Origin of the sequence: Akkermansia sp. BCRC 18949 (assembly GCF_045011645.1) — a bacterium.
Lineage (GTDB): Bacteria > Verrucomicrobiota > Verrucomicrobiia > Verrucomicrobiales > Akkermansiaceae > Akkermansia > Akkermansia massiliensis.
On the sequence record NZ_CP123619.1, the window covers coordinates 2,873,988 to 2,893,190 of the forward strand.

Annotated in this window: 14 protein-coding genes; 6 read left to right on the forward strand and 8 right to left on the reverse strand. The window is 59.4% G+C overall.

The window, feature by feature from the left end; all coding sequences use genetic code 11:
* Positions 1-35: 35 nt before the first annotated feature.
* Positions 36-1,865, reverse strand: coding sequence for an ATP-binding cassette domain-containing protein (locus P8A25_RS12100; RefSeq protein ID WP_215442397.1), 1,830 nt, complete (start codon positions 1,863-1,865; stop codon positions 36-38).
* Positions 1,866-1,997: 132 nt separating this feature from the next.
* Here P8A25_RS12100 and P8A25_RS12105 point away from each other — a divergent pair, with 132 nt between their 5' ends.
* Both P8A25_RS12105 and P8A25_RS12110 read left to right on the forward strand, forming a co-directional pair.
* Positions 1,998-3,659, forward strand: coding sequence for a hypothetical protein (locus tag P8A25_RS12105; RefSeq protein ID WP_215442398.1), 1,662 nt, complete (start codon positions 1,998-2,000; stop codon positions 3,657-3,659).
* A gap of 52 nt (positions 3,660-3,711) precedes the next feature.
* The gene (locus P8A25_RS12110) at positions 3,712-4,164 is read left to right on the forward strand and encodes a GNAT family N-acetyltransferase (RefSeq protein ID WP_180971116.1); all 453 of its coding nucleotides are present in this window, start codon (positions 3,712-3,714) and stop codon (positions 4,162-4,164) included.
* A gap of 15 nt (positions 4,165-4,179) precedes the next feature.
* Here P8A25_RS12110 and P8A25_RS12115 read toward each other — a convergent pair whose 3' ends face one another.
* The 3 genes from P8A25_RS12115 to P8A25_RS12125 form a co-directional block, all read right to left on the reverse strand.
* Entirely contained in the window at positions 4,180-4,416 is a 237-nt protein-coding gene (locus tag P8A25_RS12115) for a hypothetical protein (RefSeq protein ID WP_215442399.1), read from the reverse strand.
* A gap of 217 nt (positions 4,417-4,633) precedes the next feature.
* Complete coding sequence (locus tag P8A25_RS12120) at positions 4,634-6,391, reverse strand: 4Fe-4S binding protein (RefSeq protein ID WP_215442400.1); 1,758 nt, start codon at positions 6,389-6,391, stop codon at positions 4,634-4,636.
* Between the two features lie 69 nt (positions 6,392-6,460).
* Entirely contained in the window at positions 6,461-7,375 is a 915-nt protein-coding gene (locus P8A25_RS12125) for a DUF362 domain-containing protein (protein WP_022396912.1), read from the reverse strand.
* Positions 7,376-7,539: 164 nt separating this feature from the next.
* On the opposite strand from P8A25_RS12125, the gene P8A25_RS12130 reads away from it, so the two are divergent.
* Complete coding sequence (locus P8A25_RS12130; RefSeq protein ID WP_102728599.1) at positions 7,540-8,115, forward strand: class I SAM-dependent methyltransferase; 576 nt, start codon at positions 7,540-7,542, stop codon at positions 8,113-8,115.
* Positions 8,116-8,174: 59 nt separating this feature from the next.
* On the opposite strand, the gene P8A25_RS12135 is transcribed toward P8A25_RS12130, so the two are convergent.
* Both P8A25_RS12135 and P8A25_RS12140 read right to left on the reverse strand, forming a co-directional pair.
* Positions 8,175-8,795, reverse strand: coding sequence for a non-canonical purine NTP pyrophosphatase (locus P8A25_RS12135; protein WP_215442401.1), 621 nt, complete (start codon positions 8,793-8,795; stop codon positions 8,175-8,177).
* A 38-nt stretch (positions 8,796-8,833) separates the two neighbouring features.
* Complete coding sequence (locus tag P8A25_RS12140; protein ID WP_022396915.1) at positions 8,834-9,595, reverse strand: exodeoxyribonuclease III; 762 nt, start codon at positions 9,593-9,595, stop codon at positions 8,834-8,836.
* 254 nt (positions 9,596-9,849) lie between these two features.
* Between P8A25_RS12140 and nusA the strand changes: the two genes are divergently transcribed.
* From nusA to rbfA, 3 genes are all read left to right on the forward strand, one after another.
* Positions 9,850-11,145: a transcription termination factor NusA gene (nusA, locus tag P8A25_RS12145; RefSeq protein WP_022396916.1), complete on the forward strand. Its 1,296-nt coding sequence runs from the start codon at positions 9,850-9,852 to the stop codon at positions 11,143-11,145.
* A gap of 42 nt (positions 11,146-11,187) precedes the next feature.
* Complete coding sequence (gene infB, locus P8A25_RS12150) at positions 11,188-13,245, forward strand: translation initiation factor IF-2 (protein ID WP_102729692.1); 2,058 nt, start codon at positions 11,188-11,190, stop codon at positions 13,243-13,245.
* Between the two features lie 144 nt (positions 13,246-13,389).
* Positions 13,390-13,767, forward strand: coding sequence for a 30S ribosome-binding factor RbfA (gene rbfA / locus P8A25_RS12155; RefSeq protein ID WP_102721122.1), 378 nt, complete (start codon positions 13,390-13,392; stop codon positions 13,765-13,767).
* Positions 13,768-14,000: 233 nt separating this feature from the next.
* Here the strand turns inward: rbfA and P8A25_RS12160 are convergent, their stop codons facing one another.
* Both P8A25_RS12160 and P8A25_RS12165 read right to left on the reverse strand, forming a co-directional pair.
* The gene (locus P8A25_RS12160) at positions 14,001-18,038 is read right to left on the reverse strand and encodes a sulfatase-like hydrolase/transferase (protein ID WP_215442402.1); all 4,038 of its coding nucleotides are present in this window, start codon (positions 18,036-18,038) and stop codon (positions 14,001-14,003) included.
* A gap of 396 nt (positions 18,039-18,434) precedes the next feature.
* Complete coding sequence (locus tag P8A25_RS12165; RefSeq protein WP_022396919.1) at positions 18,435-19,196, reverse strand: PEP-CTERM sorting domain-containing protein; 762 nt, start codon at positions 19,194-19,196, stop codon at positions 18,435-18,437.
* Positions 19,197-19,203 lie beyond the last annotated feature (7 nt).

Genomic DNA, 19,203 nt, shown 5'->3' on the forward strand with positions numbered 1-19,203 from the left:
TATATAACGAACTCCGTGCAAGTGCACGCATTAAATTACAGCTCCCAGCGCGAGCGGCGGATTCCCGCGTAGGAAGCCGCGATGCCGCAGGCAACATGCACGCCCAGAACAATGTAACAGGTCAGCGCGGGCGTCAGGTCCGTATCCAGCACATTCTTGACGGCGTTGTACACGTCCGATTTCAGGGCGGAGATGCTGCCGGACCACGCCCAGTATGCGGAAATGAAGGGCCGTATGAAGCCCTCCACCTGTTCCGGAAGGGCCAGCACCGCTCCGGAAAGGGGAAGCTGGAAGCCCACCAGGTAAATGCTCAGAAGGGAGGCCTGGTCCGCACTCCGGGCCACGGAGGAAATGCCCAGGCATACAAAGGTCATGGCGGCATCCGCCAGAATCAGGAACAGCAGGTGCGTCAGGCCCCCGCCGCGGTCCCAGAAGAAGTCCACAAAGGCGAACATCCAGACGGACTGCACCAGCACCAGAACGCTCAAGTAGGCCAGCTTGCTCCCCAGGTACGCGGAGGGCCTCATTCCCGCGTATTTCTCCTTTTCCATGATGGCCCGTTCTCCGGCCACCTCCCGGGCGGCGTTGTTGGAACCCATCAGGCCCAGCAGAATCACCTCAAACATGATGATGCCGGAGACGGCGGAACCCGTCTTCATATTCAACTGCTGGGCTTCCATGTCCTTCTGGATGGTCTGGACGTCCTGCGTGGCGGAAAGGCCCACGATCTGCCCGGTCCCCTTGTCCGTGAACATGGCTACCAGCACCGGGAACAGCAGCACCATCACCAGTTGAAGAACCAACTGGGAACGGTCGCGGAAAAAGATGCGCCAGCGCCGTCCCAGCAGGCAGAAGAACTGCGTGAAGAATCCCGGAACTTCCGGAATGGCTTCCGCCGCGGCCTCCGGGGAATTCCCGTTCCCTTCCGCAGGCGCAGTTTCCCCGGAATCGCTCCGCACGGCGTCCCCCTTTTCCGTTCCGGGTTCCTCGGGAGCCTTCTCCGCCTCCACGTTGCTGCGGACGGCATCAGGGTCCGGCAATTCTCCGGAAAGAATCTTCTTCTCCCTTTCCTGTTCCAGGCGGGAATAATAGGAATCCCGGTGCTTGCCCCACGAACGGCACCAGGAGGGGCCTTCACGGTCCTGGAGCTTCGGATAAATCTCTTCCAGCGAGGAAACGCCGAAGTAATGCAGCATCGTCTTCGGAGAACCGTGATAGGCCACGCAGCCCTGGTGCATGACCAGGATGGAATCATACATGTCCAGGTGGGAAAGGCTGTGCGTGACGGAAATGACGATGCGGCCTTCCGAACGGGAGATTTCATGCAGGAGGTCCACAATATCGTGCTCGGACCTCGGGTCCAGGCCGGACGTCACCTCATCGCAAATCAGCAGGCGCGGATTGGACACCAGCTCCATGGCCAGCGCCAGGCGGCGCTTCTGGCCGCCGGAAAGAATCTTCACATCCCGGTCCGCAATCCCCTCCATCCCCGTTACCTCCAGGGCATTGTCAATGCTGTCGTCCAAATCGTCCACGGAATCGAACCGGCAGCGGAGCCTGGCGGCGCTCTCCACGTTCTCATCCACGCTCAACTGGTCATAGGCAATGCTGAACTGGGGAACGAACCCGATTTCCGACGGCTCGAAGTCCTCTTCCGCCAAATCATGGCCGTTCCAGAAAAAACGTCCGTCCGTTTCCGCAATCATGCCCGCAATCGCCTTTAACAAGGTGGTCTTTCCACAACCGGAAGGGCCAACAACAGCCATAAAATGCCCGCGAGGCACATTAAAACTAACATTGTCCAATAATTTCAAAGGACCATCCGGTGTTTCTATTTCATATGTAATGCCGTCCGCCTGCAACATGGTTCTTTTACTCTAGCGTATCAACTTCCGCATCATCAAGGAAAATCGGGCATCAGTGTTTTATCTTGCCGTAAACGAAGAATATGTTATTCAAAAACTTTCCCTTTAAGGCATTTCCCCAATTAAAATCAAATGGTTTTCCCCCGCATTCTTGCTTTAGCCGCTTTGCTGGCCCCCCTGGCGGCCGCCGCCCGGCCTCCATCCGCGGACCAACCCCGTTTTACCGCCGTCCTGGATGATTGGCGCATTTCCTATATGGACGAACCCGGCCATGTCCATCTCGGAATCTCCATCATGCTGCAAGGCAAAGGAACCTTCGTCATTCCTTCTTCCGGGGAAGGGCAGCTCACGCGCCTGGTCATGCAGGATTCCACCGGAAAAGAAATACCCTGCAATCCCTATCAGCCATGGGGAACGCCCGGCAAGCTCAATCCTTCCCATGTCACCGGGTCCCACTCATCATCCTCTCCCGGTTCACCCTACAAAACCCTGCAATTCTCCTGCGGATTCAGGGAGCTTCCGGCCCCTCAATCGGAATGGCTGCGCATCCGCGGGACCTGGACCGTCCAGTTCTGCCCGGAACCGCAGCGGCTGATGCTGAAGCAAACGGTCAAACCGGCGGAAGAACCCCAGACTTTTTATCTGGACCTTCCGGAACCGAACGTCCGGGAGGACAGCGACATCGCCCGGGCCGATTCCGCCAGCAACACTGCTTCCATTCAGCTGAAAACCAACGAAGAGCGGACCGCCCTCTCATGCGAGGCGGAATTCCCCTCTTCCGCTTCCATTCAAGGCTTTGCCATTCTGGATTCCTCCGGACGCCCCATACCGGGCCTGCGGCGCGCCCATACGCCGGAAATCACAGAACATAAAGATGGTAAAACCAGCATTTCCTGCCTGCATGAAATGGAAGAAGGTGCGGGAAAACCATCCCCTTCCCTTCCCCGTGAATTGAATCTCGGCGTCGTTTACCTTCCCCGCAAACATTCACTGGATGTTCCCATTGACCTGGCCGTGAACCCTTCCCTCTCTCCGCCTTCCACTCCCCGGGAAGCGGTGAACAACCATGAATCCGGCCTCTCCGCACAACCGTCACCGGCTCTTCAGGTAAAATTATACAATTGGGTTTTCCATAAAGAAGGCCATGAACCCGTCTTCCTCGGCATTTACATTCATACGGATAAAAACCACGCTCTGCTTAATGATATGGAACAGCAGGGCGCCAGTTACATCAACCTTTCCACCCCCGGCGGAAAAACAGCCGTTCACTGCCGGGTTCATCCCCCCACATGGGGCACTTCCACCTACAATATGCTCTTTTTCCCTCTTCCCCGTTCACTGCCTCCCGGCGACAAGGGATGGCTGCTGACCGGGGAGCTCCGCGTGCCGGCCGGAGAGGTCCGGACAACTCCGGCCCGGACGGTTCCCGCAGAACCGGGCAAACAATGGGCGATCGACGTTCCGGGGGCATCCGGAGATTATCCTCCCTTCCAGGTTCAGGCCACCCTCCTCAGCATCAAGCCCTCAGCAAAGGAATTCCGGGCCACCTTCAAGTTGAAGGGTCACCATGGAAATCCGCATTTCAGCGGCTTCCATGTGGAAGGGGGCATGCAGATCATGTCCAACAAGGACCCGGAGGATGAAACCGCGCAGCTCATCACCTATTCCTTTCCGCACTCTCCCGCTACTTTAAGCTGCTGTGTAAAATACATCGGCCGCCCAACCGTCATACGCCACCCCCTGAACATGCGCATCGGACTGGGAGGCATCATCCCGGACCCTCCGGAAAAATGACATTCCGCTTTTTTTCATGGCTTCCGTCCTGCTACGGAACCATGATGGAGGCATGATCCGGCAAGCGTCCCGGGAAGATTTTCCGGCAATCCTGAAGCTTCAATTACTCGCCTTCGGAGAAGTGGCGGAGCGGCTTGGACTCGCCAGCATCCCGCCTCTGGAACAAACCCTGGAACATTTGCGGGAAGAGGCGCGGAACAGCGTCTTCTTCAAGTATACGGAAAACAGCCGCATCGTCGGCTCCGTCAGGGGCTGTCTGGACGGCAAAAACGTCTGCCATGTCGGCAAGCTGGTTGTGGACCCGGCCCGCCGGAACAGGGGAATCGGCCAGCAACTCATGCTTGCCCTGGAAGAACACTTCCGCGGACAGGCCGCCGCCTACCTTCTGTTCACTTCGGCAGATACTCCTGAAACCCTGTATCTGTACCTCAAACTGGGCTATACGGAACTGTACCGGAAAGAGGCCGGAGGGATGACCACGGTGTTTCTGGAAAAGAAGGCGTGAGGCCGCCGGAAGCCCTCATTTCATCAGCTTCCACACCGCCAGCCGGGTGATGGAGCCTATCAGCAGAAGAGCCGCCGCAATCAGGAAGGGAGACCATCCCAGCACCCCCGCAGCCAGCAGAAACGCCACGGCGCACACCAATAGAAAAGCATTGATGAACCGCATCAGGCTCCATTCCTCCGGATAGAGGGGCGATAGGCTGAAGGCATCCGCCACCCTGTCCATCACGAATTCAAGAATTTCACTTTCCATCCATTCCCACATAGACTTAACTTTTTTACCGCAATTTGACCATCAATGATTTACCTGCACATGCAAGTAAAAGAATGGTCGGAGTTTTTCATGATGAAAGGGTTTTTCAAGGGCCCGGAGGCCCTTGTTCCCGGCAGCGCGGGCATCAGGCAACACAGGGGAATGGGGCCGCCCATGGCGTGGACAAAACAGGCATCCCGGCCTTCACGGACCCTATTCAGAACGGGAAGTCCGCATCGCCCACCGGGTCCACGGCCTTTTCCTCAAACTTCTTCACGGCTTTCTGCTGGGGATTCACGGCGCGGACGACGAGCGCGCGGGGCGGCATTTCCCGGCGCTTTTTGAACTCGCACTTTTCCTCGCACAGGTTGCAGGTATTCAGGCGCGCGCGTTCCTCAGGCCGTTCCGTGGTGACGGGGCAGGCATGTTCGCACGCGCCGCAGCCGATGCACAGGGAGGGGTCCAGCCTGGGCAGGCGGTGTTCCTGGCCGTCCCGCCCGATGTAGGGCACCGTATAAAGGGCCTTGGTGGGGCAATGCTCCGTACAGGCGCCGCAGTCCATGTCCTCCCGGGCAACCAGGCAGCGGCAGACGTAAAACCGGGCTACGGCGATGCGCGTGGTATCCTTCGTAATTTCCGCGGTATCCCTCTCCGCAGTAATGGGCAGCCTGCGAATGGCTCCTGTGGGGCAGACTTCCGCGCAGCGGTGGCAGTCGTACAGACAATACTTGGTGGAAAAATCCATCCGGGGCTTCATGAACCCTTTCAGCCCAAGCTGCAAATAGGCGGGCTGGAGCACATGGGTAGGGCAGTTGGCAATGCACATCTGGCAGCCGGTGCAAACATCCAGAAAACGTTCCAGGGAACCGGCTCCGGGAGGAAGAACGCACTGGGTGGGGTCCAGCCTCTGGGCGGCGTCGCCCCGGCATCCGGAAAGAGCCGCCGTAGCCAGGCCGGCCGCCGTAGCCCCCAGGAACTGGCGGCGGGAGCTCCCGGCAATGAAGGGAACCGCGGCAGAAGAAGCGGGGGTGGGCGCCGGAGCGGTTTTTTTCTTCCTGGCGGGAATCAGGCGGCGGGTTTTGGCAAACCAGCGGTAGCGTATCCCCCCCTCGCTGCACGAACGCACGCAGTCATAGCATGCTACGCAGCGGGAGGAGTCTATTTTGTATTCCTTGAGGTTCAGGCACTGGGCCTTGCATGATTTGACGCATTTGCCGCATTTCTTGCAGGAGGCGGGATCAAAGCCCAGCCGGAAGAGGGAAACGCGGGAAAGCAGCCCCAGCAGAGTACCGACGGGGCATACCGTATTACAGTACAACCGCCCTTTCCAGGCGCTCATGGCGACCACCAGGCCGAGCATGCCGGCAGAAGCCAGCAGAGCCGGGAGAGCCACGGGAAAATAATTCATCCGGACCAGGTCCGCGGAAGAACTGTCAGCCGCCAGCAGGTTATTGCTCCAGATGGCGGCAGGCCACGCCAGCACATACATGATGCGCCCGAAAATGCTGTACGGGTCCAGCCAGTTCAGGGAGAGTCCGGCCAGTCCCGTCACGCAGCAGGCGGCCAGCAAAACCAGAACCACATACCGCACCCACGGCACGGGGCGCGCAAACTTCAAGAAGCGCTTCGGCGCAATCCAGCGGCGGATTCTGAAAACGATGTCCTGGAGAATCCCCAGCGGACAGAGGAAGGAGCAGTACACCCTCCCGAACAGCAGCGTAAGCAGCAGCAGAACCGCCAGAATCACGGCGGAAACGGCCACCCCGTCCAGAGCCCCGAGCACGGATGGAATGAATTGCCACTGCGCCAGGGAAAAGGAGTCTTCCATGCCCTCTCCGCCGCCCGTCATGTTCGGCACGTTCCACGCGGGGATATGGTGCAGGAAAGCGTACGCAATCCCGAGGAAGAAGATGACGGCCACCGTCACGCGGAGCCACTTCAGCGGACTGACGAAAAAGGCTTTGATGACTGACATATTTATTTTAAACCCGCCGGAGGCGGAAAGTTGGCCCCCTTCGCGTCATCCGCAGGAGGGGGCGCCGCGTCAGGCCATGCTGATGCGGCGGATATTGAGCTTGGAAAGGTCGGCGGTGCCCAGCCCCATTTCTTCCCCAAGCTGCACGTGGCGGATCTTTCCGGCCTTGTTCAGCAGGGCCGCGCCTGCGGCGTCAATGGCTACGATGTCACGGGAAGCCAGAAGGGTTTTGCGCTCCACCAGGTCATTCGTGTCCTTCCCCACGGGGCCGTTGCGCACCATGGGCATGTAGGCGTCCAGCACGCACAGGTCCGGCTTGCGGAAATACACGGCGTCCGCGATGCACTGGTGCAGGTCGTTCTTATGCATGGCTCCACGGTCCCAGACGGTGCCCATCACGTTTTTCATGCAGGCGGTCATCTCGGAACCGCTGTGGTGCTTGAGCGGGGGGCAGGTGATATAAACGTCCGCTTCCAGCACGGCCTTGTGCACCTTGGCGGAGGTGAATTTTTTGGCCTTCGGGTTTTCCGTCTGCACGTACTGCCCTTCATTGCCGCCGTCCACCATCACGCCCCCGGCTTTTTCCACGGCCTCTTTCACGCCGCTGCCTTCATAGGCGCCGTTGTGGCAGCAGTGGTCGAACACCCTGACTTCCTTCGCCCCCGCCTGCTTGCACAGCTCCACCAGCGTGGCGACGGTTTCAGGATGGGTGTTGGAGCCGAATTCCGGAGCCTTGTTCCAGCCGATGTTGGGCTTGATCACGACGGTCTGGCCCGGCTTGACGAATGCCTTCATGCCTCCCAGCGTATCCACGGCCTTCCTGACCATTTCCGCACGGGTTCCGTTGCGGACGGCCACCAGGTCCGGAATGCCGGAAGCTGCCGAAGCTCCGGCCTCCTGGGCGAACAGGGAATCCATGTCCGATATGGCTGCCAGCGCCCCTACGGCGGCAGTCCCTTTTAGAAAAGTGCGTCTGTCAGTCATCTTCGTTGCAAAGTCAGTGGTTTATCCCCGCATGCAAAGGCATGTACAAGGTTTTATGCCTCTTCCTAACATACGCCTTGCTGAAAAACAACCTGTCATCATTCCTGCACGGGAATTTTTACAAACGAATTGTCATACAGGGGCGGCTCCTATAAAACCCGGTCATGAAATGTTCCCTGCTCAGCCGTCCCATGACCTGCACGCATGACTGGATCAGCCGCGTCGTCCTGCCCGGGGATACGGTCGTGGACGCCACGGCAGGCAACGGACACGACACGGTTTTCCTGGCCCGTCTGGCCGGCCCTTCCGGCCAGGTGCACGCCTTTGACGTGCAGGAGGAAGCCATTCGCGCCACCAGGGAGCGTCTGGAGAAAGAAGGGCTGCTCACCTCCGCCGTCCACCTCCATCTGGCCAGCCATGACCGCCTGGCGGAACTGGTCACTGGTCCCGTGAAGGCCGTCGTCTTCAACCTGGGCTACCTGCCGGGCGGGGATAAAAAAACGATCACCAGAACGGGCTGCACCCTGGCGGCGCTGGAACAGGCCGCCGCCCTCATCGCCCCGAACGGCCTTCTCAGCGTCATGTGCTATCCCGGCCACGAAGGCGGGGATGCGGAAGCGGAAGCCGTGGAGGATTTCCTTTCCCGCCTGCCGCACCATTCCTGGCGCACCGGCAAATACCAGCTCCTGAATACCGGAACTCCGGCCCCCTTCCAGATCTGCGCGTTCAGGCTGGACTGACCTTCCCCGTAAAAATACGGGAACAAGGCCAGTTCACCATCAAATGCCCGGAAAAACCATCAGTCCCGGCATTTCTTCATCCATTCCACCACCTGCGCCAGAGCCCGGGCGCGGTGCGACATGGAATTCTTCACCGCCATGGGAAGCTGGGCAAAACTCAGTTCATGGCCTTCCGGGACAAACAGCGGATCATAGCCGAACCCCCCTTCCCCGGCCGGTTCCGTCAGCATGCGGCCTTCCACGGAACCGGAAAACTCCGCCAGCACGCTGCCATTCCTGGCAAGCACCATCACGCAGCGGAACCGTGCGGAGGGCTTGTCCCCCGGCTTGACTCCGGCGCGCCGCAGTTCCTCCATCATGCGGAGGTTGTTCCGCGCGTGGTTCCCTTCCTCCCCGCCGAAGGAGGAGGACCAGACGCCGGGACGGCCGTCCAGCACATCCACCTCCAGCCCGGAATCATCCGCCAGCAGGACGCCGGGAATGCACCTGGAGGCGGAAAGCGCCTTGAGCGTGGCGTTCTCCGTAAACGTGACTCCCGTTTCATCCACGGGCGGAGCCTGAGGGTAGTCGGCAAGGTCCTTCACTTCCCATTCTCCGGCCAGCATGGCGCGGATTTCCCCGGTCTTGTGGGCGTTGCGCGTGGCAACCACCAGCAGAGGCAATTCTTGTTCCATCATCATGAATTTTTTGCAGTTGAAAACCGTATGGAAGACCGCGTTCAGCAGTCAATTTCCAGGCTGACGGGGCAATGGTCGGACCCCGTCACGTCCGGATGGATGGCGGCGCCCTTCACCCTGGGAGCCAGCGGATTGGAAACGCAGAAGTAGTCAATGCGCCATCCGACGTTCCGGGCGCGGGCGCCTGCGCGGTAGGACCACCAGCTGTACCAGCCCGGTTCCTCCGGATGCAGGGCGCGGAAGGTATCCGTGAACCCGGCCTCAAGCAGCAGCGTGAACCCGGCGCGCTCCTGGTCGCTGAACCCGGCGGAAAAACGGTTCTCCCTAGGGCGGGCAATGTCGATCTCCTCATGGGCTACATTCAAATCCCCGCAGAAGACGACCGGCTTGGTTTCCGCCAAGGCCGCCACATACTTGCGGAACGCAGCATCCCACTGTTCCCGGTACGGAAGGCGCACCAGCTCGTTCTGGGAATTGGGGGTATAGCAGTTGACCAGGTAAAACTGTTCAAACTCCATCGTGCACACGCGCCCCTCCCGGTCATGCTCCGGCCAGCCGATTCCGGTGGACGTGGAAAGGGGCTGCACACGGCTGAGGATCAGTACGCCGGAATAACCGGCCTTTTCCGCCGGATTCCAGAGCTGGTGCGGCCAGGAGGAAATCCACAGGTCATTCACCTGTTCTGGACGCGCCTTGATCTCCTGAAGGCAGAGGACGTCCGGCTCCAGCGCCTCCACGGCGTCCCCCATTCCCTTGCCGAGGATCGCCCGCAATCCGTTCACATTCCATGAGACGAGTTTCATGCACGCATACTTCCCGTTTTTGCCGGCTTCGTCAAGCCCTCAAACACCCCCGCCCCGCACCCTTCCGGGGGACCGCTGAAAACCCTTCTTCCGGAATCATCCCCAGTCTTTTGCATGCCGCATAGAACAAGCGTTTTTTCTTGCCAGGACCGCCCCCTCATGCTTACTTAGATAGGCAAACACCCCGAGAGACACTCGAGAGTGGGTCTGTCGACCCGCTCTTTTTTGTCTATCCATCACACTCCTCCACACTCATGACAAACGATATCAAAGCTTTAATTGACTACTACGAGAGGGAAAAAGGGCTCTCCCGTGAAAAAATTCTTCTCGCTCTGGAATCCGCTTTTCTCTCCGCCTACCGCAAGATGGTTCCCGGCTCCGGCAGCATCAACTACCTGAGGGCTGAAATCAACGTGGACAAGGGGAAGGTGCGCATCTTTGCGGATCTGGAAGTGGTGCCGGATGAAGAATACTCCGACAAGTTCAACCAAATCCCCCTCTCCCTGGCCGTCAAGCTGGACCGGAACGCCGTCCTGCACGACCTGCTGCCCACCAACATCACGCCGAAGGGCTTTGGCCGCATCGCGGTGCAGACTGCCCGCCAGACCATGCTCCAGAAGCTGCTGGATGCGGAAAAGGAAATGCTTTACGACGAGTTCAAGGACCGCGCCGGCGATCTGGTGACGGGCACCATCCGCCGCTTTGAAAAGGGGGACATCTTTGTGGACCTCGGCAAATTCGAGGGCGTCATGACCTCCCGCGAACGCGTGCCGAATGAAGACTACAGCGTCGGCGACCGCATGCGCTTCTACGTGGTGGAAGTGCGCACGGAAGCCCGCGGACCGGAAGTCATCCTCTCCCGCAGCCATCCGAACCTGGTGCGCCGCCTCTTTGAATCGGAAGTGGTGGAAATAGGCGACCAGACCGTAGAAATCCACGGCATCGCCCGTGAAGCGGGCTACCGCACCAAGGTGGCCGTCATCAGCCATGACGACAAGGTGGACCCGGTGGGCGCATGCGTAGGCATGCGCGGAGCCCGCGTCAAGAACATCGTCCGGGAGCTCAACAACGAAAAAGTGGACATCCTGGAATGGACGGAGGACCCCGTCATCTTCGTCCGGGAGGCCCTCAGCCCCGTGGAACCGCGGGAAATCACCGTGGACGAGGAAGCCAAAAAAATCTTCGTCATCGTCCAGGACGACAAGGACCTCTCCAAGGCCATCGGCCGCAGGGGCCAGAACGCCCGCCTCACCTCCCGCCTGATGGGCTGGGACGTCCAGGTGCGCGTCTTTGACGTCCAGGAAGCGGAAAAACGCCAGAACCAGGCCGCGGCCGAGGAAGTGATGCGCCAATGCCAGGCCGCCGCAAAGACCCTCAGCGAACAACTGGAAATCCCGGAAGAAACCGCCATGGGCCTGGTGACCATGGGTGGGACGGACCTGGTGGCCCTCACCGGATTTGAAGCTTCCGACATCGCGGAAAGCATGGGCATTCCCGCAGAGGAAGCCGCCCAGATTCTGGACAAGGCCCGGGACCTCATCTCCCAATAACCGTTGAGCGCGGCGCTCAATATCTAACAAACTTAAATTAAGATGCCTAATAAACAAGAAGAGAACGAACCCAAAAAGGAAGTGTTGGATCTGATCGGCGGATCTCCCAAAAAGAAACGCGCACCCCAGCCGGAACCCGCACCGGCGCCATCCCGTCCTGCCCCGGTCAAGAAAGAAGCTCTCGACTTGCTTTCCGGCCCCAAGAAAAAAGCGCCCGCCTCCGCTCCCTCCGAGCCGGCTACCGCCCCTGCCCAGGCCGCACCCGCCGCAGAATCTGCCGCGCCTGCCCCCCAGGAAACGGACTCCGCAGACGATAAAATCATCAACCTCAAGCCGCCCGTCTCCGTCTCCGAGCTGGCAGGCATGCTGCAAGCCAAGCCCTTCCAGATCATCAAGGACCTGATGGGCATGGGCATCTTCGCCAACCCGAATACGCCGCTGGACGCGGACGCCGTCAGCGCCATCTGCGACCTGCACGGCTACACCTTCGCCCGTGAAAAACGGGAAAAGGGCGGCGGCGTCAAGGCCCAGCAGGAACCGGTCAAGGAACCGGAACCCGTGCCGGTGGTGGAAGAACCCAAGGCCACCCTCATCCTGCGCACGCCCATCATCACCGTCATGGGCCATGTGGACCACGGCAAAACCTCCCTGCTGGACTACATCCGCAAGGCGCGCGTAGCCAAGGGGGAAGCCGGGGGCATCACCCAGCACATCGGCGCCTATACGGTGGAATACAACGGCAGCACCCTCACCTTCCTGGATACCCCGGGACACGCCATCTTCACGGAAATGCGCGCCCGCGGCGCGGACGTGACGGACATCGTGGTATTGGTAGTGGCCGCCAATGACGGCATCATGCCCCAGACGAGGGAAGCCATCGCCCACTCCAAGGCGGCCGGCAAAACCATCATCGTGGCCATCAACAAATGCGACCTTCCGGCCGCAGACCCCGTCAAGACCAAGAGCGGCCTGATGGAGGAAGGACTGGTTCCCACGGACTTCGGCGGCAACGTGGAATGCGTGGAAGTCTCCGCCCTGACCGGCGACGGCATCGACGACCTTCTCGGCCTTCTCGTCCTTCAGTCGGAAGTGCTCGAACTCCAGGCCAACCCCAAGGCCAACTGCCGCGCCTCCATCATTGAGGCCCGCGTGGAACCCGGCACGGGCAGCTCCGCCACGGCCATCGTGGAAAGCGGCACCATTCGCGTAGGCATGCCCTTCATCTGCGGCCCGTACGCCGGCAAGGTGCGCGCCCTGGTCAACGACCACGGCGAACGCGTCAAAAAGGTGGGGCCCGGCATGCCCGTGGAAATTACCGGCTTTTCCGAAACTCCGAACGTGGGCGACGAACTGGTGGAAATGGAAAACGAACGCGCCGCCAAGAAGCTGGGCGAAGAACGCCAGGAGGAACTGCGCAAGCAGCGCCTGGCCCAGCCCCGCAAGGCCCGCATGGAAGAACTGCTCGCCATGATGGGCGACGGCACCCAGAAAGCCCAGCTCAAGATCCTTCTCAAGGGGGACGTGCAGGGCTCCGTGGAAGCCATCAAGAAGGCCATTATGGACATCCAGTCGGACAAGGTGGAATGCGTCTTCCTGAACGCCTCCGCCGGCCCCATCTCGGAATCGGACGTGCTGCTGGCCTCCTCCTCGGACGCCGTCATCCTGGGCTTCAACGTCAAGGTGGAAGCCAACGCCGTGAAACTGCTCAAGCGGGAAGGCGTGCAGGTGAAGCTTTACTCCATCGTTTACGAACTCATCGACCAGGTGAGGGATGCCATGCTGGGTCTTCTGGAACCGGAAACGCGTGAAACCATCATCGGCCACGCCAAAGTGCTCCAGGTCTTCAAACTCAACAAGGGCCGCGCGGCGGGCTGCATGGTGGAGGACGGCAAAATCCTCCGCAGCTGTGAAGCGCGCGTCATCCGCGACAAGACTCCCGTCTTTGACGGTAAAATGTCCACCCTGCGCCGCTTCCAGGATGAAGTGGAAGAAGTCAAGGCCGGCCTGGAATGCGGCATCCGCCTGGGCGACTTCAACGAATACGAGGCAGGCGACATCATCGAATGCTACACGCTGGAAAAAATCCAGCAAACGCTGTAACCCCAAGCAGGAATCATATAACAGGGATGGACGCCCCTTTCACGCCTCTCCGGGCGTTCAAAGAAGCTCCATCCCTGTCCTTTCTCCCCCATTCTTCCTTCTCCGATTGAACCAATCGGTCCATCCATCACTCTATCCCTTCATATGAGCAGACGCACTGACAAGGTAAATGAACTCCTCCGCCGTGAAATAGGCACCACCATCCAGCGGGACTTTGAATTCCCCGGAACGATTGTCACCGTTATTGAAGTGGAAGTGACGGACGACTTGAAAGAAGGAAAAGTATGGGTAGGCGTCGTAGGAAAAATGTCCCCCGCCCAGGTGCTGGAAAAACTGAACTCCAGGCATGGCCTCATCCAGTCCGCCGTAGCCAAGCGCGTGGTGCTGCGCAACACGCCGCGCCTGTCGTTCCGGCTGGACGACTCCGCCCAGCGCGGCGTTGACCTGGTCAACCTCCTGGAAGACATTGATAAAAACCTTCCCAAAGCCCCTCCGGCCGATCCGGAAAACGGCGAGGAATAAAACCCTGCTGAACAGTAAAAAATCCTCCTTGTCTTTTTGCAAGACAAGGATTTCTTTTTCCGGCCAAAAGCACGGAGGCAATCGCCGTGCCGTGTTTACGGACCGGCAAAACGGCGAAGTGGAATTGGCAGGATGATTTTTTCAGGGGAAATTCTGTAACAGATACAAGGGCCGGGAGGCCCTTGTTCCCAGAGGAACCGTTACCGGGAAACGGGGTGGAATTTATTTCTTCCTTACCTCGTCACCTTCAACCTCAGGAACCGGCGTGCCGGGGCGCTTTCCTCCAGAGCCGCCGTATCACGGAATTCCCCGCGGACACCGGCCGGAGTGACGATTCCTTCATCGGACCATTCCTTCAAGTCGGACGAACTTTCCACACTGAACGCCACATCCGCCGCTTCCGGATTTACCGGCCAGGAAAGCACGAGGTATTTTTTGCCCCCTTCCTCCCGGATCGCCAGCCCCGTCACGCTTCCGCACGGTTTGTTGGGGTCCAGGCCCGTTGCATACTTCATCAGGTTGGTGACCCCGTCTCCGGCGGGACAGGCATCCGGAGCCATCTGGTCCTCCGGCGTTCCGTCCCCGAAGTTGTCCTTTTTCCACTTATCGTACCCTGCCGGGGCCGGAGCCGCGGATTGGGTCAGCGTGAACGTTCTTTCCTCGCCGCCGCACTGGACGGTGACCACGGCCACCCGTTCCGTTTGCTGGGCGTTGGCTTCCATTTGAATGTCCAGCGTGGCAGTTCCGGAGCCTGAAGCCGGCCGGACCGTGACGCAGGCCTGGTCACAGGAGGCCGCCCATGGAAGCTGCGTCTGCACGGTCAGCGTGGTGGAGGCAGCGGCAAACCCTACGGTTTCCTCCGTTTTGTCGATATTGACGGGGTTTACGTATTCATAGCTGAAGGCGCTGGCGGGAATCTCCTGCTTGCTTATTCCCGGCCCCTCCCATTGCATGGTGAGGGCAGAGCCGGAGGCGTGGCCCACATAACCGATGCGGATGGGATGCACCCCCGCCGCAAGCCGGACGGCCTGTACCGCATTGGGCGTGACTTCCGAACCCTGCCGGGCATTGGAGTTGGCTTCCGTGCCCGGCGTATAGGCGTAGTCCGCATCAATGAGCTGCATGCCGTGCAGGTGTACGAAGGCTTTGGATCCCGCGTTGGAATCCGTCTGAAGGTAGAATTTGTACTCCCCTGTAACGGGAACGGTAAGGTAGCCCGTGAGTTCCACCCCCTTTTGAGCGGCGGAACCGGCATTCACGCTGAGAGAAGCCACAGCGCCTGTGACAGAGGGCGCCTCTTCCATCTGGCGGAAGTCGGGCACCCAGTCAAAACCACGGTTCCAGCAGCGCATTTTCAGACCTTGCCGGAGATTGGCCGGAGCCGTCGCAGCGGGCACGTCACCGGCATTCAGAGTTCCATTCGTGGAAGGCAGGGAACGCCGCACAGACAAGGCCCGGGCCTTCATCTTCGCCTGCAAGTCCGGACGGGAGGAGGCGAGATTGGAAGCTTCCTGCGGGTCTTTTTCAGTATCATAAATCTGGAAGTCCTGATCCGTCCCGGAAATGTTGAAACGCACGCCTTTAAGGCCATCCACAAACACGACCTGCTGCAAACCACGGGGAGAGCTTTTGTGGTGCGACAGGAAGTCCTGATAGGAGGCGCCATTGCCGCCATAGTTATATTCGGAATAAATCAGGCTCTCCTTCTGGCGTTCCGGCACGCCGGCCAGCGTCGGCAGCAGGGAAACGCCGTCGCAGCGCGCAGGAACCGCCACGCCCGCCGCATCCGCAAAGGTAGCCATCCAGTCATGGAACTGGCAGGCATTCAGGCTGATGCCGTTGGCAGGAATCACGCCGGGCCAGCGCACCAGGGTGGGCACGCGCATGCCGCCCTCCCAGCAGTCGCGCTTGATGCCGTCCATCATGCCGTAGCTTTGGAAGAAGGCGGGATTCTGCGCGCCTCGCTGGTGCTGCCCGTCCGAACCGCTTTCATTATGAGGTCCGTTGTCGGAGGTAAAGACGATCATCGTGTTGTCATCAATTCCCAAATCCTTGAGCGTTTGAATCAAATCCCCCATCACATCATCCACGCGCCTGATCATGGTGGCGTGGCGTTTCTCCGTCTGGTTGGGGGAAGCGTCATTGATTCCCTCATTGTCCGGATGGATGTAGGTATCCTTGGAGAAGGTTCCTTCCACCCCGGCCGCTGCCGCCCGCTGCGCCGTAGCCGTGTTGGAGGCTTCATACCCGTCCTCATTCCCGGCCACCCACTGCAAGCCTCCCTTGAGGCCCGGTTTGGGGGGATAGGCGCACGCGGGCACCGCCAGGGAACCGTGCGGAGCGGGGAAGGCCAGGTACAGGAAGAAGGGCTGGGTGGCCGATTTGGCATGGTGGTCCACGATCCACTGCTTGGCGCGCGCGCCGAACAGGTCCGTGTCATAAGCCGTATCCGGAACCTTGTTCGTCACATTGGCGAAGGCGGGGGAAGAGGCGCCGTCATTGTATTCGTAAATGTTCTTGGATTCCGTGATGTAGTGGTAGTGCCCCGTCAGGTGCTCCATAATCCCGTAAAAGTAATCGAATCCGCGTTCGTTGGGGCGGGCATACAAGCCGGACGGCCCCTGTCCGTAGCCGCCGATGCCCCATTTGCCGACAGCCGCCGTATGGTACCCGGCGCCTTTCAGCACCGTGGCCAGCGTGTGGGAGTTTTCTATGGGATAATCAAAGCTGTTGTTGCGGATAACGCGGGAATGGCCCTGGTGCACCCCCAGCAGCAGGGAGGCGCGGGCCGGAGCGCAAACGGGCGCCGCGCTGTAATGGCGCCGCAATTGCATCCCTTCCGTCGCCATGGAATTCAGCTGCGGCGTCTTGAAGCTGTTGCGCCTCGTTACCGTTCTTCCGTTCTTGTCCTGATGGTTCCAGTTTTCTTCCAGGTCGCCCCAGCCCATGTCATCCACCAGCACGAAGATGATATTGGGCCTGGCCCCGGAAACATGCCCCGGCATGGCCGGCTTTTCCGCCACATCCGTCTGAAGCGTCAGCAATTTGGCCGCCTCATCATAATTCCATGAAACCGCCCCTTTCGGCAGTTCCTTCACGGTGATGGAGGCGGTCGTTTCCGGCTTGAACTGCACGCCCAGCGTATGCCTGCCCGGCCACGCAGCAATGAGATCTTCAAAAGAGGAATCAAACAGGACAACGTATTCCCGCGCCTGCAGGGAGGGGCTCTCCGGCTGTACGGCTGACTTTTGCGGCACGCCGTCCAGCACGGATACATGGATGCGCCCCAGCGTCAGGGAAGAGCTGGGCAGGGAAATGTCCCCCTCCACGGAAAGAGCGCCTCCGGGCGCATAAGTGATCGTCCCCGGAAACGTGCCGCTGCCGCCCAGCGTGCAGCTCCCCTGCACCACCAGGTCCACCGCCGGAATCTCCCCGTCAAAATGGATGGAGGAGTTGTTCAGCGTAATCGTTACATTCTTGCCCACGTTCCGGATTTCCCCCGCCTTGACGTGCCGGTCCGTATAAGTCACCCGGGCGTCATCCAGAATCGTCTGTTTCAGCGTCCCCTTGTCACCGGTAATGCCGGATGAGCCGGAAAGCGTCACATTCCCGTCCACTCCAGTTTCCGCCAGGTCCAGCGTGGAATTTTCCAGCGCAAATTCCGTGTTCGCGCCGATGTTCCATTGGCCGGACGCCTTGACAGAGGTTCCGGAAAAAGTCACGGCGGCCTTCTCCTGCGTCACCAGGGAGCCCTGGTACAGGGACATGCCCTCCAGCCGCCCGGCGTCTTCCACCGTAATCGTATTGCTCATGCCCCGGTCCGCCAGATCCAGCGTGGGCATTCCCTTCCCGGCACTCATTACAAAACCGATGAGGCCGGAAATATTATTCAGCAGCATTCCTTCTCCAATGCGCACGGCTCCCCCTCCCGTCACCGTCACGCGCCGCGGAGCATCGTTTTCAGAAGTCAGGGAATACAATCCTCCGGAGGGAGCTCCATCGTCCTGCCCCACATAAAAACAGCGGCCTTCCGCCACATTCCACTCCTGGTCGGCGGCTACGCGCAGCTGTGCAATCCCGAAATCCGCATTATAACCGCCCGTGCTCGTGTTTTCCACGGTAATGCCGCCCGTCTCCACGCGCAGATATACGCCGGAAGAAGTATTCAACACGAAGAGCTGGATCTTTCCTCCCGGCTGATTGTTAACTCCCGCCACCCGGATTCCTTTCAAATACCGTCCTCCGGACCCCAACCCGCCTATATTGGTCATGCCAGCCGAATCCGTCCCGTTCGTGACCATCCAATGCGTGTAGGCGGAGGCCGACGCGCCGGGAGCAGCCGACGGCGCGCTTCCGTTCAGAGCCCAGTTTGACAAGTTCGACCAGGGAGACGCCGCCCCTTTCCAGACATATTCATCGGCGGCAGACCTGGCTGGCGCGAGAAATAATAAAGAAGGAACAAGAACAGATAAGAAACGGTACAAGAACATGGCAAGCTGGCGGAAAAGTGATTCAAAAGGCATCAGGCTAAAGAACAAACTGCCTGAGGAATCATGTTGATTACTGATATTAAATATTAAAAAGTGTTAGATTCTGCTAACTGAAAATAAAAAAGCCGCCAATTTCAAAAAACGGACGGCTTGATCAAATGTTTCAGGAGCATGGACTTAAAGTCTGCGGCGGCGCATCATCAGCGCAGCCAGCCCCAGAAGACCCAGGGAGGCCGTGGCAGGTTCGGGAACCACCAAATCACCGTTAATCTGAATTCCCGAAAGCCCGGCAAAGCAGCCCTTGTTATAAGCGCTGTTATTGGAAGCCGTGATGGTGATGGTCAGGGATTCCCCGGCTTTCAGCAGAAAATCATCGTACGTGTGGCTTCCCGTATGAATGCCGGTCCATGCGCCGGTGGAACCATTGGCGGCGGTGGAACCGTTATAGGTCAGCGTCTGGTCCGGCTGCCCGTCAATGGAGAGAGTCATATCGACAGGTTTGTTGAAATTGCCTTCATATCCGCCCACATAACCATTATTGGCTATACCGCCACCGCCATTCTGGGCAGCCCCCGCACCCGTGAACCCGACCATGGACAAGTCAATGGAAGATATCAGCATGTCGTGGGAACCGGTATTGGTGAATGTGAAGGAAACGCTCCATGTATTGTTTCCGGCGCCTCCCACATTGGCATTGGGAGAAAACACGGAGGCCGGAATGGAACCTGAGGCCAGGAGGTCATTGCCCGAGGTGCTCTTGCTGAAATCGTCAGAACTGATCGAGGTGGAGGAAGTGAGCCCTACATCGGATGTCGTGTTCACCGTGACGGTATCCAGGGAAGTGCCGGTCCGGTTAAAAGTAGTGGAACACAACACCGCAGCCTGGGAAACTGCTGTTCCAAAAGTCAGGGAGGCAATGATTATCAATGATTTCTTCATAACTAGG